11 protein-coding genes, 1 tRNA gene and 3 rRNA genes are annotated in these 16,424 nt (G+C 36.3%); 4 read left to right on the top strand and 11 right to left on the bottom strand.

Annotation, left to right across the window (positions count from 1 at the left end; translation table 11 throughout):
- Positions 1-3: 3 nt before the first annotated feature.
- The 7 genes from ACZ5N4_RS27105 to ACZ5N4_RS27075 form a co-directional block, all read right to left on the bottom strand.
- Positions 4-918: a PSP1 domain-containing protein gene (locus ACZ5N4_RS27105; RefSeq protein ID WP_464205906.1), complete on the bottom strand. Its 915-nt coding sequence runs from the start codon at positions 916-918 to the stop codon at positions 4-6.
- 1 nt (position 919) lies between these two features.
- A complete protein-coding gene (locus ACZ5N4_RS27100; RefSeq protein WP_464205904.1) occupies positions 920-1,864 on the bottom strand; it encodes a DNA polymerase III subunit delta' in 945 nt (314 codons plus the stop codon).
- A 16-nt stretch (positions 1,865-1,880) separates the two neighbouring features.
- Positions 1,881-2,210, bottom strand: coding sequence for a cyclic-di-AMP receptor (locus ACZ5N4_RS27095; protein WP_464205902.1), 330 nt, complete (start codon positions 2,208-2,210; stop codon positions 1,881-1,883).
- A gap of 140 nt (positions 2,211-2,350) precedes the next feature.
- Positions 2,351-3,043: a dTMP kinase gene (locus tag ACZ5N4_RS27090; protein WP_464205901.1), complete on the bottom strand. Its 693-nt coding sequence runs from the start codon at positions 3,041-3,043 to the stop codon at positions 2,351-2,353.
- Between the two features lie 198 nt (positions 3,044-3,241).
- Complete coding sequence (locus ACZ5N4_RS27085; RefSeq protein ID WP_464205899.1) at positions 3,242-4,708, bottom strand: aminotransferase class I/II-fold pyridoxal phosphate-dependent enzyme; 1,467 nt, start codon at positions 4,706-4,708, stop codon at positions 3,242-3,244.
- The gene (locus ACZ5N4_RS27080; protein WP_178908073.1) at positions 4,687-4,899 is read right to left on the bottom strand and encodes a sigma factor G inhibitor Gin; all 213 of its coding nucleotides are present in this window, start codon (positions 4,897-4,899) and stop codon (positions 4,687-4,689) included. Before ACZ5N4_RS27080 ends, ACZ5N4_RS27085 begins: the two co-directional genes overlap by 22 nt.
- Positions 4,900-5,054: 155 nt before the next feature.
- Positions 5,055-6,623: a cell wall-binding repeat-containing protein gene (locus ACZ5N4_RS27075; RefSeq protein ID WP_464211068.1), complete on the bottom strand. Its 1,569-nt coding sequence runs from the start codon at positions 6,621-6,623 to the stop codon at positions 5,055-5,057.
- Positions 6,624-6,841: 218 nt separating this feature from the next.
- On the opposite strand from ACZ5N4_RS27075, the gene ACZ5N4_RS27070 reads away from it, so the two are divergent.
- From ACZ5N4_RS27070 to ACZ5N4_RS27060, 3 genes are all read left to right on the top strand, one after another.
- Positions 6,842-8,005 carry a zinc-binding metallopeptidase family protein gene (locus tag ACZ5N4_RS27070; RefSeq protein ID WP_464205898.1) on the top strand — a complete coding sequence of 388 codons (1,164 nt, stop codon included), beginning with the start codon at positions 6,842-6,844 and terminating at the stop codon, positions 8,003-8,005.
- 143 nt (positions 8,006-8,148) lie between these two features.
- Positions 8,149-9,090 carry a magnesium transporter CorA family protein gene (locus ACZ5N4_RS27065; protein ID WP_464205896.1) on the top strand — a complete coding sequence of 314 codons (942 nt, stop codon included), beginning with the start codon at positions 8,149-8,151 and terminating at the stop codon, positions 9,088-9,090.
- An 18-nt stretch (positions 9,091-9,108) separates the two neighbouring features.
- Positions 9,109-10,029 carry a S66 peptidase family protein gene (locus ACZ5N4_RS27060; protein ID WP_464205894.1) on the top strand — a complete coding sequence of 307 codons (921 nt, stop codon included), beginning with the start codon at positions 9,109-9,111 and terminating at the stop codon, positions 10,027-10,029.
- A gap of 61 nt (positions 10,030-10,090) precedes the next feature.
- Here the strand turns inward: ACZ5N4_RS27060 and ACZ5N4_RS27055 are convergent.
- Positions 10,091-10,165 (bottom strand) — tRNA-Cys (locus tag ACZ5N4_RS27055).
- Positions 10,166-10,316: 151 nt separating this feature from the next.
- Between ACZ5N4_RS27055 and ACZ5N4_RS27050 the strand changes: the two genes are divergently transcribed.
- Entirely contained in the window at positions 10,317-11,042 is a 726-nt protein-coding gene (locus tag ACZ5N4_RS27050) for an NAD-dependent protein deacylase (RefSeq protein WP_464205891.1), read from the top strand.
- Between the two features lie 246 nt (positions 11,043-11,288).
- Here ACZ5N4_RS27050 and rrf read toward each other — a convergent pair.
- From rrf to ACZ5N4_RS27035, 3 genes are all read right to left on the bottom strand, one after another.
- Positions 11,289-11,405, bottom strand: a 5S ribosomal RNA gene (gene rrf, locus ACZ5N4_RS27045).
- Between the two features lie 35 nt (positions 11,406-11,440).
- A 23S ribosomal RNA gene (locus tag ACZ5N4_RS27040) occupies positions 11,441-14,334 on the bottom strand.
- A gap of 254 nt (positions 14,335-14,588) precedes the next feature.
- Positions 14,589-16,097, bottom strand: a 16S ribosomal RNA gene (locus tag ACZ5N4_RS27035).
- Together the 16S, 23S and 5S rRNA genes form the textbook arrangement of a ribosomal RNA operon.
- Positions 16,098-16,424: the final 327 nt, after the last annotated feature.

The raw sequence follows: 16,424 nt of genomic DNA, 5'->3' as shown, positions 1-16,424 counted from the left end.
TCCTTAGTCCTCCTTAAATAGTTCTTTAATTATAGCCGCATCTTCAACACCTTCAGCTTCAACGTCAATCTTAATTTCATCTTCATTTATACTTCCTTCAAAACTTCCTGAAATTAATTCTATTTCATCTATAGGTATTTCTTTTATTGTTTCGTCTCCATCTTGCGGTTTAATTTTAACCTTTACACTTTCTTTTACTACGGAGTTTGAAACTACTGTTCCTTTTCCATAAGGAGTATCTACAACTGAGTCTACTTTAGGTAGTTTTATTCTTATATGCTCATAAGTTTCTTGTTCATAGTTTAAGCAACACATAAGTCTACCGCATATTCCTGAAATCTTAGTTGGATTTAAAGATAAGTTTTGTTCTTTAGCCATCTTTATAGAAACTGGAGCAAAGTCTCCTAAGAACGTAGAGCAACACATAGTTCTTCCGCATGGCCCCAGCCCACCTATCATCTTAGCTTCGTCTCTTACTCCAATTTGTCTTAGCTCAATCCTAGTTCTAAATATAGCAGCTAAATCCTTTACCAGTTCTCTAAAATCCACTCTGCCATCTGCTGTAAAATAAAATATAACTTTATTGTTATCAAAGGTATATTCTACATCTATAAGCTTCATCTTTAAATCATGCTGTTGAATTTTTTCCAAACATACATTAAAAGCTTCTTCCTCTTTTTGTTTATTTTCTGAATGTCTATCTATATCTTCTTGCGTAGCTATTCTTATAACACTTTTTAGAGGAGATACAATTTCATCTTCTCCAATTTGCTTAGGTGCTATCACACACTCTCCAAATTCCACTCCTCTAGCAGTTTCTACTATTACATGCTCATTCTTCTTTACATCCAATTCACCTGGTGAAAAATAATATATTTTACCAGCTTTTTTAAATCTTACACCCACTACTGTTACCATACTATACCTCCTGCATTTTCACCAACATAGAATCGAAAACTAGGACAGGATTTACGTTTCTTTCTAGTTTTTTTCTAGTGTCTTTTATAATATTAATAATACCATTTAATTTGTTAAATGAAAACATTTCCGCCATATCTTTTATTTCATCTATTTTGTCTATATTTATTATTAACTCATTATTACCTGTTTCTTTATATACTAAAATATCCCTTATATAGGAAAGAAACCAAGTAAGAACCTCTTGCCATTCTCCTTTATATTTAAGAAGAAAATCTTCGTAAACTAAAGAGTCTTCAAGCTTATTTTTACAAATACCTTTTAATATATTTACCGTGTTGTTCCTAATTTCTTTTAGCGATGTGTCTTCCATAAACCTTTCTGCTCTACCTGGAATCCCATCGCTAAATGCATTAATAGTCTTTATCTCATCTTCTGATATATCTGGAAATCTATTTTTTAAAAATAATAACATTTCCTCTTCATTTAATCTATTAAGCTTATATATCTGACATCTAGATTTTATTGTATCCAATATTTTCTCTAGTTTTTCGCACAATAGAATTATAAAAATACCTTTAGGTGGCTCTTCTATAGTCTTTAAAAATGCATTTTGCGCCGCTTCTGTCATTTTATCTGCACTGTACAAAAGAATTACCTTTTTATCTCCCTCATAAGGTTTTTTATTAGTTTCTTCGATTATATTTTTTATTTCATCTATTCCTATAGACTTCTTATCTTTTTGCAGCTTAAATTCTGTTATATCCACATACTGTTTATTTTTTTCTTTACCTAAAAGCTTTATAGCTATCTCTTTTGCTATAATGCTTTTCCCAATTCCCTCTTCACCTACAATAATATGAGCATGAGAAAATCTTCCTTTTTCTATAGAACTTGCTGCTTGTATTTTTACACTATCATGCCCTATTATCGCATTAATACTCAATTGCAAATCCCTCCAATTAAATTTTCACAAATTTATCTACATCTACTACAAAAACAGTCGCTCCTCCAACCTCTACTTCTACAGGATATGGAACATACAAACCTGTAGACCCTGTTACCGGTGTAGGTGCAGTTACAATTTGCTCTCTTCTTTTGCATACCTCTTCAATTTGAGATAATACTTTGTCTACAAGCTCTTCCTCTACTCCAATAATTAATGTAGTATTGCCTGCCTTTAAAAAACCACCTGTAGTAGCAAGTTTTGTTACCCTAAAACTTGCTTCAGTTAAAACATTTATTAATTTTCCTGAATCTTCATCTTGTACAATTGCTATAATTAACTTCATATAACTCATCTCCCTATCAGTTTACCCTATTATATAAAACTTAATTTAAATATGCTACTCTTTTTAATATTTATTCAATTTAATTTTATCATAAATTATTTTATTTCTTTATAGTTTCAATTTGTTATATATTTTCAAACTTACATATTCAATACTTTTTTCTTTAAACTTTCATATAGTTCATCATGAATTCTATCTATAGATTTTATTTTACCATTATCTACACAATTTATTGTTAACCAATCATACTTTTTAGATATTTCACAAGAAGTATCATAGGAATGTATTAAATACTCATAATCCTTTTCATGTATATCCTTATTTATATCTCCTGTCATTTTACTTACTCTTTCAGTCATTAATTCTCTGCTGCACTCAGGAGGCATATCTAAAAATACAACACAATCTGGAATAGGAAGCCCAAAAATTTTAAATTCAAAATCCCATATCCAATTCAAAAATTTATTTTTTTCTTCTAAGTCATGAATTTTAGATGCTTGATGAATCATATTTGCAGTTGTATATCTATCTGCTATTACTATTCCCCCACTTAGGTAAAACTCCTTCCAATCTGTTTTATAAGAAGCAAATCTATCTACTGCATAAAATGTAGATGCTACATAGGGATTAACATCTTCCGGATTTTTACCAAAACACCCATTTAAATACATTTTCACTAAAGCTGAAGACTCGCTTTCATAGTTTGGATATTCTACCTTTTTTACTCTATATCCTTCATTTACTAGTCTTTCATATAACTTTTGTGTTTGTGTTGCCTTACCACTGCCATCACAGCCTTCTATTACAATTACCTTTCCTTTTTTTAAGTCCATCTTATTTTCCTCCTTTTAGTCGGAACACTGGGTAACTTTACTTGTTTCCCTTCGGGCACTGGGTAACTTAAGATTTTCGCTTCCGCTCACAAGTTACCCGTAAAAGTTCATTTAGAACTTTTACCTAGCAAAATTACCCGTTAAAGTCCATTTAGGACTTTAACCTCCATAAAAATTTCATTTGTTATTAAATTAATTCTATCTTACTACTTTTATCTCATCATTTTGAATTCCTAAAATATCAGTTCCGTTATTTTTATAGTATTTAATAATGTTTAAGCTTTCTTTATCAATTAACTCGCCCATTGCTAAAATAGGTATTCCTGGTGGGTATGGCACTATATTTTCTGCACTTGTTCTACCTAAGCAATTCTCTAATTTAACAAATTCTTTTTCTTTATCAATAACTTCGTAGGGCATAATTTGTGCTTTAGGTATATCATACTGCACTAAACTTAACTCTTTTTTCTTTAAATCATTTAAATTGCATTTTTTCAAAATCTCATACAGTCTTTTAAACTCTTCCTCTTCACTAAATGGCGAAAAAATTAAAACTACATTAGATATATCGCTCATTTCAGCCTGTATTCCAAACCTTCTTAGATAACTTAAAAGTAAGTTGCCATCATATTCTTTATTTAAATTTATTACATATCTTGTTGCATCTAAATTCCAGACATAATTTAAATCATTATTTTCATTTCTATATTTTTTTATTTCTGCATTTAAGTTTATTATATCTTCTACGCCAATTATGTGAATACCTTTAATTTCATTTATTTTATCTCTATAATAACTTGCTATATTTAAAAGTTTCCCATACTCGATTTGACCATAGCTTTCCAAATAAAATCTAGCATAATCCATAGAACATAAAAATAGATAAGAGGGACTTGTACTTAAAAATGCACTAACATAAAAATCAACTTTGTCAATATCTTGTCCATCATTTACATGCAAATAAGCAGTTTGTGTTAAACTCGATAGCGTCTTATGTGTACTGGTAACAACCATATCCGCTCCTAATCTTATAGCACTCTTCGGCAAATTGTCATTTACTCCAAAGTGAGCTCCATGTGCAGAATCTACTAATACCTTCATCCCATGTTTCTTAGCCTTGTCTATTATAAATTCTAAGTTACTACATATTCCATAATAATTTGGATATGTAACTACTATGCCTTTAGCATCACCATTATCTTCTAATACCTGTAAAAAATGCTCTAAGTCTATAGCAATAGGAGCATTTAATCTCTCACTTATAATATTCTTTACATATACTGGTTTAAGCTTTCTCATTATTATGGCGTTGAATATAGATCTATGACAATTTCTTTCAACAATAACTTTGTCCCCTTCATTAAAACTACTAAATATCATCGCCATATTACCTGAAGTACTTCCATTAACCAAAAAGTAAGACTTTTTACTTCCGTAAAATCTGCTAAGAAGATTGCTTGCATCTTTTATTATTCCTTCAGCATTATGAAGATTATCTACTCCTTCAACTTCGGTTATATCAAATTTCATGAAATTTTCAACAAATTCCTTGCCTATACTAGTATCTTCAAAACCCTTACCGCCTTTATGTCCTGGCATACAGAACGATATATTATTTTCTTTTACATACTTTAAAACACCTTCTAAAATCGGTAACTTCGACAACTTATTTCCTCTCCTCTTATAATATCTTGAACTATAGCTTTTCTTATACGTTCCATATAATAATTATAAAAATCTGTAGTATCATCTAAATCTATTAATCTTGCTTCACAACATTTACAGATTCCTCTTCCATATATCATTATACCATTATTAAGAGGCTTACCACATATAATACAGCTTTGCTTTTTCATTTAATATCCTCCTTGTACAAACTATTTGGTATATTAAATTATTGCCTCATATAGTATATAATATTCAGCTACCCTCCGAAACTTATTTTGTCCACATAAATAAATTAAACTCAGTATAATATTGATTTATTATACTGAGTTTATAGTTTAATTTATTAATCTTTTATTGTAACTAGTGTACCTCGCGGTATATTATCTTGAATCCATTTTGCATCATAGTAAGGAAGTCTAATACATCCGTGGGATGCCTTATTTCCTAGCTTATCATATTCGGATTGTATAACATATCCATTCGTATCATATAAGGCACTATGAAAAAGAAAATTGTTATCTATTCTTGTCCAAAAATAACATACAACGCTATCTGATGAGTAAAACAACGGCCCCTTATCACCTATTAAGAATCTACCTGACGGCGTAGGAGTGTCATCTAAACCAGTAGAACATACAAATTCTTTTACTAATGTTTGTCCATTAAATATATCAACTCTCTGCCGGCTTTTATCAACAAGTATATTATATGGGCCAGATGGTGTTACAGTTTTAACCATTGATTTTGGAACATACCCTTTAACATAATTTAAAGTACCATAGTCTAATATCTCTACGTAATAGTATCCATCCTTACTATCTAAAATTTTTACTTCTGGAAGACTACCATAAGTTGAACCAACAACTTCAGAGGAAGAATTCGGGTACTTCCTTACGTTAACACTTGTAGTTTCTCCCGCATTCATTACATTGAAGGAGCTTGTCCATTCAGGCGGTTGAGGTCCCTTAGGTACTTGTGGCTTAGGTGGTTCAGGTGTTTTCTTCTCAAGACCTATTAAGTATAAGGTCTTTAGTGAAACTGCTCCTTCACCTCCAAATATGTAAACATTTTTTGCTGATGATAAGATTTGCTTAACATCATTTTGTTGTTTTTCATTTATATTCTCACTAACCAAAACTAATGGAGATTTAGTTTTTTGTGCTAGTGCAGACCCTGAAAGTGAATCAGGAAAATTAAGAGCTGATGCAAGATAAACATTACTCATATCTAGTACATCTTTAAATCTATTTATAATAGCAGAGTTTGTATTATATCTATCACTTCCTGATATTCTTTCTGCATTTTTAAATTCAGATTTTACACTTTCATTTATAACTCCCTCAGAACCAATAACATATGTATTAATAACATTTTTATCTGCTAATCCATTCTTTACTGAATCAGGTACAGAGTCTTTACTTACAAGTATAATTGGCATGTCCATAATTGCAGCGATAGGGGCTACAGATAAAGCATCTGGGTAGTTCTCTCCCGAAACCACTACCACTCTGTCTTTTATTCCTACATAATTAGCAACTAACATTGCGGTTTCATATCTATCTATACCGCCTATACGTTCATAGCTTATTCCCATGTTTTTTATACTATCCTCTACATCTTTAGCGATAGATTTACCTATTATAAATACCTTAGAAACATTATAACTTTTTAATTGCTCAGCAGCTCTTGCATCCAACTTTTTTTCCGTAGTAAGTATTATTGGTGCATCATACTTCTTAGAAAGAGGACAGGCACAAAGTGCGTCTGGGAAATTTTCGCCTGATGCTAGAATTGCATAACCTGAATTTGAATTGAATCCCTGTGAAATTTTCATAGACGTATCATATCTGTCACTACCACCATATCTTTGGTAATTTCCTTGTGCATAAACCCTAGATGTAGTGCTAATAATAAATACAAGTAAGAGTAGGATTTCAATCTTATTTTTTAGTGCTAACTTGAAACTTATAATAATCTCCTCCTATCGCTTAAACATATAGTATATGTGTACTTGCACCAAATTATTCATAATTTTAGATACATACTAATTGTAAACATTTTTTACCAATTTTGCAACACTTAATTTTATTTACTTTTATTGGCTTAAAAAATCTCATGGAGGTATATCTTATGAAACATGAAATCTTAACTAACCTAAGTACTATAAAAGAAGATATATTAAACTTATCGAGGTATCTTTATGAAAATCCTGAAGAAAGTTTTCATGAGTACAAAGCTCATGATTACATAACAAATATATTAAAGAGTAACAATTTTGATGTTACAGAGCACTACTTAGACATTGAGACAGCTTTTTATGCTCAGTATGGCACAGGTCATCCTAAGATTGGCTATATATGCGAGTACGATGCTGTAAACACTTCTGGACATATTGTTGGACATAACTTAATATCTGCAATGTCTCTAGGTGCTGCTATATCCCTATCTAAATCACTACCAAAAGACAAAGGTAGTATTATAGTTATCGGATGTCCCGGAGAATTTTTAAGTAGCTCTAAAGTTACTATGGCAAAACAAGGAGTTTTTAATGATATAGACATAGTTCTTATGGCTCATCCCGATGTAATAACTGCTGAAAGTGGTTCCTCAATGGCTATTGTACCGATAAAAATTAGTTATAAAAGTAAACAAGGATTCACTTATAGAAGATCAGGAAGCTATTCTGCATTAGATGCCTGTCTTTTTACTTTTAATACATTAAATTTATTAGCAAAGGGCTTTGAAGATAACTCTACGATAGATGGAGTAATTCTAAAAGGTGGAGATTCTCCATATCTTCTTCCTTCTGATACAGAGTCAAAGTTTTACATAAGATCTTCTAAAATGGAGACAGCTTGTAAGTTAGAAAAGAAAATAAGGGAGCTAGTAAAAACAACTGGCAACTTAATGGAAATTGACTCTGAAATCTGCTTATACGAACTGCCTTATGATGAACTTGTTCCAAATAGTATTTTATCCAGAATATTTTCTCATAATCTTAAGGAGTGCGGCATAATAGACATTGCCCCTCCTAAAGACACTAATTCTGGTCTTAGTTTAGGTACGGTAAGCCATATAGTGCCTTGTATACATCCATATATATCTATTACTGAAGATAAAAACTTACAATATTCATCACCTGAATTTGCTTTAGCTACTACATCTTATTTTGCTCAAGATAGAGTTGTAAAAACTGCTCATGCTCTTGCGTTAACTGGCTTAGATCTTATAGAGAATAGCTCTTTACTCAAGCAAATAAAAGCAGAATTTTATGAAAGAAAGAAAAGAAACTAGACAGCTAGTTTCTTTTCTTTTTTATTTAAATGTTCCTTAACCTAATCTGTAATTAAAATAAATTAATTACTTAATATACACAAATAACATCCATAGGCTATAATATAATTATAGTTAACTTATATCTTATACAGGAGGAACATATGATATCAATTTATAAAACTTTAGATGAAACAGGTACTTTACAAGCAGTTGATACTATAGAGTCAGGTTGCTGGATCAATATAGTAGCTCCTTCAGATGAGGATTTACTTTTAATATCAAAAAAAACAGGAGTTTCTCTAGATTATCTTAAAGCAGCTTTAGATGAAGAAGAAACTTCTCGTATTGATATAGAGGATAATAATCTATTAGTAATAGTAGATATACCTTTCACAGAAATGGAGGATAACTCATTAACCTACGATTCCTATCCTTTATCAATTATTCATACAGAGTCAACAATAATAACAGTTTGCTTAAAAAACAGTAAAATTCTGACTGACTTTATAGATGGGAAAGTAAAATCATTTTTTAGCTTTAAACGATCAAGATTTATACTTCAAATACTTTACAGAATAGCTAGCTACTATTTATTATATCTTAGACAAATAGATAAAAAGAGTGTTATGATAGAGCAAAAATTGCATAGATCCATGAAAAATAAAGAACTTATTCAACTTCTATCACTCGAAAAGTCTCTTGTTTATTTTTCTACATCGTTAAAAGCCAATGAAATTACTCTAGAAAAAATGCTTAAACTTGAATTATTACAAAAATACCCGGAGGATCAAGATATACTTGAAGATGTAATTATTGAAAATAAACAGGCAATAGAAATGGCCAATATCTACAGTAACATTTTAAGTGGTACTATGGATGCTTTTGCATCTGTAATATCAAATAATCTAAACATAGTTATGAAGCTTCTTGCATCAATAACTATTGTTATGGCTATACCAAATATAATTTTTAGTTCTTTTGGTATGAATGTAAATGGGATACCCTTCAGCAACAGCCAAAGCGCTTTTGGGATAGTTTATGGTTTAGCTGCAATATCATGTTTAGTATCTATAATTGTTTTACGCAGAAAGGGATTATTTTAAATATAAGGATGTGATCACATGATTGCAAGACGACTAAAGCATGGGGGTACTATAGGCCTTATATCCCCTGCAGGAGCTGAAAATCCTGATAGAATAAAAGAAAGTATAAAATATATAGAAAGCCTAGGATTCAATATTAAGGAAGGAAAACATATCTATAAAAGATTAGGATATCTAGCAGGAAGCGACAATGACAGAGCTGAAGATCTTATGAATATGTTTCGTGATGACAATGTTGATATGATCCTATGTGTAAGGGGAGGATATGGCACTATGCGTATCCTTCCTAGCATAGACTTTGATGTTATACAGAAAAATCCTAAAATTTTTGCAGGTTTTAGCGATATAACTACTTTTCTAAATATTATATCTCAGAAGTGTGGATTAATTACCTTTCACTCACCAATGTGTAATTCAAATTTATTAGACAAGTACACATTAGAAAGCTTTCTAAGTACATTTATGAATGGTTATAAACCGTATATTATTAAGAATCCAAATAATATACCTACTAGATGCTTTTCTTCCAAAAGATCAGTATCTGGTAAGCTAGTAGGCGGTAATTTGTCCTTGCTATGTAGCACGATTGGTACTCCCTTTGAAGTTGATACTAAGGGTAAAATTATATTTATTGAAGAAGTTGGAGAAGAGCCCTATAAAATAGACAGGTTGCTAACTCAACTTCTTTTAAGTGGGAAACTTGATGAGTGCTCTGGTATTATTCTTGGACAATTTACTAATTGTGAATTACCTCACTATGAGAGAAGCTTGACTTTAAATGAAGTAATAACAGACAGGATCTTAAATTTAAATAAACCAACAATAACAAATATTCAATCAGGCCATTCCTATCCTAAGCTTACATTACCTATTGGATCAAAAATTCGAATGAACTGTATAGAAGGAGTAATCGAGGTTTTAGAGCCAGTAGTTTTCTAAGTTACAAAACTAAGATATAGAAATATATAAAAACACCTCATAATTATTATGAGGTGTTTTTTGGAGGCGCCACCCAGATTTGAACTGGGGAATAAAGGTTTTGCAGACCTCTGCCTTACCACTTGGCTATAGCGCCATAAGTTATTTGTTTTTTTAACGCTCTTATATAATATCATTTTAATAATTACTTGTCAATACTTCTTATCATGTATTTTATGTAATCTTAACCTACTATTGCTTTAATTAAAAATGACACAATGCTATAATGTTTAATAAGAGGTGATATTATGATAAATGAAGAGTTACTATCGGTAATAAATTCTAGCAATTATATTGTATTCTTTGGCGGTGCAGGGGTATCTACGGAATCTTCCATACCAGACTTTAGATCGGAAGCAGGTATTTATAAAACAAAAAATAATTCTTCTTATCCACCTGAAGTAATGCTAAGCCATACATTTTTTATGTCTCATACAGAGGACTTCTTTGATTTTTACAGAAAGAAAATGATATATAAAGAGGCTAAACCTAATGCTGCTCACTATGCTCTAGCAAAGCTAGAACAAGCAGGAAAGCTAAAGGCTGTAATAACACAAAATATTGACGGACTTCATCAGATGGCAGGTTCCAAAAATGTACTTGAACTGCATGGTTCTATTCACAGGAATCATTGCATGAAATGCGGTAAATCTTTTGATTTAGAATATATAATTAATAGCCAAACTACAGTTCCAAAATGTGATGCTTGTAATGGAATAGTAAAACCTGATGTAGTTCTCTACGAAGAGAATTTAGATACGGCTACTATAAATGCATCAGTTAACCACATAAAACAGTCAGATTTGCTTATAGTAGGTGGAACTTCTTTGGTTGTATATCCAGCAGCAGGATTAATAGATTACTTTAAAGGGAATAAATTAGTCTTAATAAATAAATCATCGACTTCATATGATAATAGAGCTGATATAGTTATTAATGATAGTATAGGTAAAGTTTTAGGTAATTTAATATGATACAAATACTCTATATCCTAGGTAAAGATTAAGATATAGAGTATTTTATTTCTCCATTATTATTTGCTTGATTAAGACTTAAGAGTTCCTGTTAAATTCAAATTTATCAAATCAAACAAATCAAAGAACCCTTTTCCAAGTATCTTAATATTTCCAAGCTTAAGCGACCTATGAAGAATTGGTATGTTATATAATTCTTTAGATAAATAAAAAAACACCAAGCATATGCTTAGTGTTTTCACTATTACCTGGCGACGACCTACTCTCCCACAGGGTCTCCCCTGCAGTACCATCGGCACTGTGAAGCTTAACCGTCGTGTTCGGAATGGGAACGGGTGTTACCTTCACGTCATAATCACCAGATTATTTGTTCTCTGAAAATTGCACAGTGAATTGTATTGGTCAAGCCCTCGACCTATTAGTATCAGTCAGCTGAACATGTTACCATGCTTACACCTCTGACCTATCAACCTTGTGTTCTTCAAGGGGTCTTACTAGCTTACGCTATGGGAAATCTAATCTTGAGGTGGGCTTCACGCTTAGATGCTTTCAGCGTTTATCCCGTCCCGACATAGCTACCCAGCTGTGCTCCTGGCGGAACAACTGGTGCACCAGAGGTCAGTCCATCCCGGTCCTCTCGTACTAAGGACAGCTCCTCTCAAATTTCCTACGCCCGCGACGGATAGGGACCGAACTGTCTCACGACGTTCTGAACCCAGCTCGCGTGCCGCTTTAATGGGCGAACAGCCCAACCCTTGGGACCTACTTCAGCCCCAGGATGCGACGAGCCGACATCGAGGTGCCAAACCTCCCCGTCGATGTGGACTCTTGGGGGAGATCAGCCTGTTATCCCCGAGGTAGCTTTTATCCGTTGAGCGATGGCCCTCCCACGAGGAACCACCGGATCACTAAGCCCGACTTTCGTCCCTGCTCCACTTGTATGTGTCGCAGTCAGGCTCCCTTCTGCCTTTGCACTCTACGAACGATTTCCAACCGTTCTGAGGGAACCTTTGGGCGCCTCCGTTACTTTTTAGGAGGCGACCGCCCCAGTCAAACTGCCCACCTAACAATGTCCCGTGACCAGATTCATGGCCGCCGGTTAGAATCCCAGTACTGTCAGGGTGGTATCCCAAGGATGACTCCACAAAGGCTGACGCCCTTGTCTCTCAGTCTCCCACCTATCCTGTACAGACAATACCGAAACTCAATGCTAAGCTACAGTAAAGCTCTACGGGGTCTTTCCGTCCAATCGCGGGTAGCAAGCATCTTCACTTGCACTACAATTTCGCCGGATTTGTTGTCGAGACAGTGCCCAAGTCATTACGCCATTCGTGCGGGTCGGAACTTACCCGACAAGGAATTTCGCTACCTTAGGACCGTTATAGTTACGGCCGCCGTTTACTGGGGCTTAAGTTCACACCTTCGCTTGCGCTAAGTGTTCCCCTTAACCTTCCAGCACCGGGCAGGCGTCAGCCCCTATACATCAGCTTTCGCTTTAGCAGAGACCTGTGTTTTTGCTAAACAGTTGCTTGGGCCTATTCTCTGCGACCTACTTGCGTAGGCACCCCTTATCGCTAACTTACGGGGTCAATTTGCCGAGTTCCTTGACAACAATTCTTCCGCTGGTCTTAGGATTCTCTCCTCACCTACCTGTGTCGGTTTGCGGTACGGGCACCAACTTCCTCCATAGAGACTTTTCTTGGCAGCGTGGAATCAGATACTTCGCCCATAAGGGCTCCCCATCACACCTCAACTAAGTTTAACGGATTTGCCTGTTAAACATGTCTAAGTGCTTAGACGCACATCCAATAGTGCGCACATCTTATCCTCCTGCGTCATCCCATTTGTAATAACGTCAGTTGGCGGTATCGGAATATCAACCGATTGTCCATCACCTACGCCTTTCGGCCTCGGCTTAGGTCCCGACTAACCCTGAGCGGACGAGCCTTCCTCAGGAAACCTTAGGTTTTCGACCAATAAGATTCTCACTTATTTCTCGCTACTTATGCCAGCATACTCACTCCTGTACAGTCCACCGCTCCTTTCGGTACGACTTCAATCCATACAGGAAGCTCCTCTACCGCTCTTTCGAGCCCATAGCTTCGGTGGTAAGTTTTAGCCCCGGACATCTTCGGCGCAGGATCTCTCGACTAGTGAGCTATTACGCACTCTTTGAATGAGTGGCTGCTTCTAAGCCAACATCCTAGTTGTCTTAGAAATCCCACATCCTTTTCCACTTAACTTACACTTTGGGACCTTAGCTGATGATCTGGGCTGTTTCCCTTTTGACCACGGATCTTATCATTCGTAGTCTGACTGCTGAGATTCAAGTATATGGCATTCGGAGTTTGATAGGGTTCAGTAACTGTTGTCAGCCCCTAGCCCATTCAGTGCTCTACCTCCATTACTCATTCTCAACGCTAGCCCTAAAGCTATTTCGAGGAGAACCAGCTATCTCCGAGTTCGATTGGAATTTCTCCGCTATCCACAGCTCATCCCATGGTTTTTCAACACCAACGTGGTTCGGTCCTCCACGGAATTTTACTTCCGCTTCAACCTGTCCATGGATAGGTCACCCGGTTTCGGGTCTACGACATGCAACTTATTGCCCTATTCAGACTCGGTTTCCCTTCGGCTGCGCACCTTAAGTGCTTAACCTTGCTACATATCGTAACTCGCTGGCTCGTTCTACAAAAAGCACGTCATCGCACGTAAAAGTGCTTTGACCGGTTGTGGACACACGGTTTCAGGTTCTATTTCACTCCCCTCCCGGGGTTCTTTTCACCTTTCCCTCACGGTACTGCTTCACTATCGGTCACCAGTTAGTATTTAGCCTTGGGAGGTGGTCCTCCCTGCTTCCCACAAGGTTTCACGTGTCTCGTGGTACTCTGGAGCAGATCTAGAGTTTTCTCTTTTCACCTACAGGGCTGTTACCTTCTACGGCGGAGCCTTCCAGCTCTCTTCAATTAAGATACCTCTCCGTTTATGATCTGTCCGCAACCCCAGGAACAAGTTCCTGGTTTGGGCTCTTTCCCTTTCGCTCGCCGCTACTTAGGAAATCGATTTTTCTTTCTCTTCCTCCGGGTACTTAGATGTTTCAGTTCCCCGGGTATATCCCTATAAACCTATGAATTCAGTTTACAGTACACTACGTTAGTAGTGTGGGTTGCCCCATTCGGAAATCTTCGGATCACAGGCTATTTGCGCCTACCCGAAGCTTATCGCAGCTTATCACGTCCTTCTTCGACTACTGGTGCCAAGGCATTCACCATGCGCCCTTTGTAGCTTGACCATTCATCCGAAAATTGGTTTCTATCAATTTTCTTTGCTTAGTTATAAATCTACAAAGGTTACTTACTTATATAATAAGTAGTTTTACCTTCAGCTTTACTTTTATTTAATATCACTGTGCAATTTTCAAAGAACAATTGGAGATTTATTTTATCATGTTGATTATTCAAAATCAACTAGTAAATAATCCCTCAAGATTAAACAGAGTGTAAACAAACCTTCAAAGTAGAATTACCTACTTTGTCGACTCCTTAGAAAGGAGGTGATCCAGCCGCAGGTTCTCCTACGGCTACCTTGTTACGACTTCACCCCAATCACTAACCCCACCTTCGGCCGCGTCTTCCTTACGGTTAGACTACGGACTTCGGGTGTTGCCAGCTCTCATGGTGTGACGGGCGGTGTGTACAAGGCCCGGGAACGTATTCACCGCGACATGCTGATTCGCGATTACTAGCAACTCCAGCTTCATGTAGGCGAGTTTCAGCCTACAATCCGAACTGAGGGTAATTTTATAGTTTTGCTCCACATCACTGTATTGCTTCTCTTTGTATTACCCATTGTAGCACGTGTGTAGCCCTAGACATAAGGGGCATGATGATTTGACGTCATCCCCACCTTCCTCCCGGTTAACCCGGGCAGTCTCACTAGAGTGCTCAACTTAATGGTAGCAACTAATGATAAGGGTTGCGCTCGTTGCAGGACTTAACCTAACATCTCACGACACGAGCTGACGACAACCATGCACCACCTGTCTTCCTGCCCCGAAGGGCTTCCTCCATTACGAGTAATTCAGGAGATGTCAAGTCTAGGTAAGGTTCTTCGCGTTGCTTCGAATTAAACCACATGCTCCGCTGCTTGTGCGGGCCCCCGTCAATTCCTTTGAGTTTTAATCTTGCGATCGTACTTCCCAGGCGGAGTACTTATTGTGTTAACTGCGGCACAGAAGGGGTCGATACCTCCTACACCTAGTACTCATCGTTTACGGCGTGGACTACCAGGGTATCTAATCCTGTTTGCTACCCACGCTTTCATGCCTCAGCGTCAGTTACGGTCCAGAGAGTCGCCTTCGCCACTGGTGTTCTTCCTAATCTCTACGCATTTCACCGCTACACTAGGAATTCCACTCTCCTCTCCCGCACTCTAGACTTCCAGTTTGAAATGCAGCACCCAAGTTAAGCCCGGGTATTTCACATCTCACTTAAAAATCCGCCTACGCATCCTTTACGCCCAGTAAATCCGGACAACGCTCGCCACCTACGTATTACCGCGGCTGCTGGCACGTAGTTAGCCGTGGCTTCCTCCTTTGGTACCGTCATTATCGTCCCAAAAGACAGAGCTTTACAACCCGAAGGCCTTCATCACTCACGCGGCGTTGCTGCATCAGGCTTTCGCCCATTGTGCAATATTCCCCACTGCTGCCTCCCGTAGGAGTCTGGACCGTGTCTCAGTTCCAATGTGGCCGATCACCCTCTCAGGTCGGCTACGCATCGTCGCCTTGGTGAGCCTTTACCTCACCAACTAGCTAATGCGCCGCGGGTCCATCTCAAAGCGGATTACTCCTTTAATTAGTTCTCCATGCGAAAAACTAATGTTATGCGGTATTAATCTCCCTTTCGGGAGGCTATCCCCCTCTTTGAGGCAGGTTACCCACGTGTTACTCACCCGTCCGCCGCTAATCCACCCCGAAGGGTTTCATCGCTCGACTTGCATGTGTTAGGCACGCCGCCAGCGTTCGTCCTGAGCCAGGATCAAACTCTCAATTTAAAAGTTTGAATGCTCATTACTGTTGTTTTTGACTACTAACAAGTAGTTCAAAAGAATTGCTGGTTTAGTTTACTTAATAAAAATCATCTTGATTTTTAACCTCTGTTTAATTTTCAAGGATCATCTGTCATTCAAGACAGCTTATATATTATCTCATACTTACTTAACTTTGTCAAGAACTTTTTTTCAAATTCTTTTTGTTAAGCTTAGCTGCTCTTGACAGCTTCATTATAGTATCATACAAGTTAACTTGTTGTCAACATATTTTTGACTAACTTTTTTAACTTGTTTGCCGCTCACTCAAGCGACGAATGTTATCTTATCATG

This window comes from Clostridium nitrophenolicum (assembly GCF_055391695.1).
Note: the sequence above shows the minus strand (reverse complement) of the source record. Positions and strands in the feature narration are given on the sequence as shown.

Bases quoted from the DNA above. Each gene is read 5' to 3' on its own strand.
- ACZ5N4_RS27080 (WP_178908073.1), bottom strand. From the start codon at position 4,899: ATGAAAAAGCAAAGCTGTATTATATGTGGTAAGCCTCTTAATAATGGT.
- ACZ5N4_RS27070 (WP_464205898.1), top strand. From the start codon at position 6,842: ATGAAACATGAAATCTTAACTAACCTAAGTACTATAAAAGAAGATATA.
- ACZ5N4_RS27065 (WP_464205896.1), top strand. From the start codon at position 8,149: ATGATATCAATTTATAAAACTTTAGATGAAACAGGTACTTTACAAGCA.
- ACZ5N4_RS27050 (WP_464205891.1), top strand. From the start codon at position 10,317: ATGATAAATGAAGAGTTACTATCGGTAATAAATTCTAGCAATTATATT.
- ACZ5N4_RS27060 (WP_464205894.1), top strand. From the start codon at position 9,109: ATGATTGCAAGACGACTAAAGCATGGGGGTACTATAGGCCTTATATCC.
- ACZ5N4_RS27090 (WP_464205901.1), bottom strand. From the start codon at position 3,043: ATGGACTTAAAAAAAGGAAAGGTAATTGTAATAGAAGGCTGTGATGGC.
- ACZ5N4_RS27095 (WP_464205902.1), bottom strand. From the start codon at position 2,210: ATGAAGTTAATTATAGCAATTGTACAAGATGAAGATTCAGGAAAATTA.
- ACZ5N4_RS27105 (WP_464205906.1), bottom strand. From the start codon at position 918: ATGGTAACAGTAGTGGGTGTAAGATTTAAAAAAGCTGGTAAAATATAT.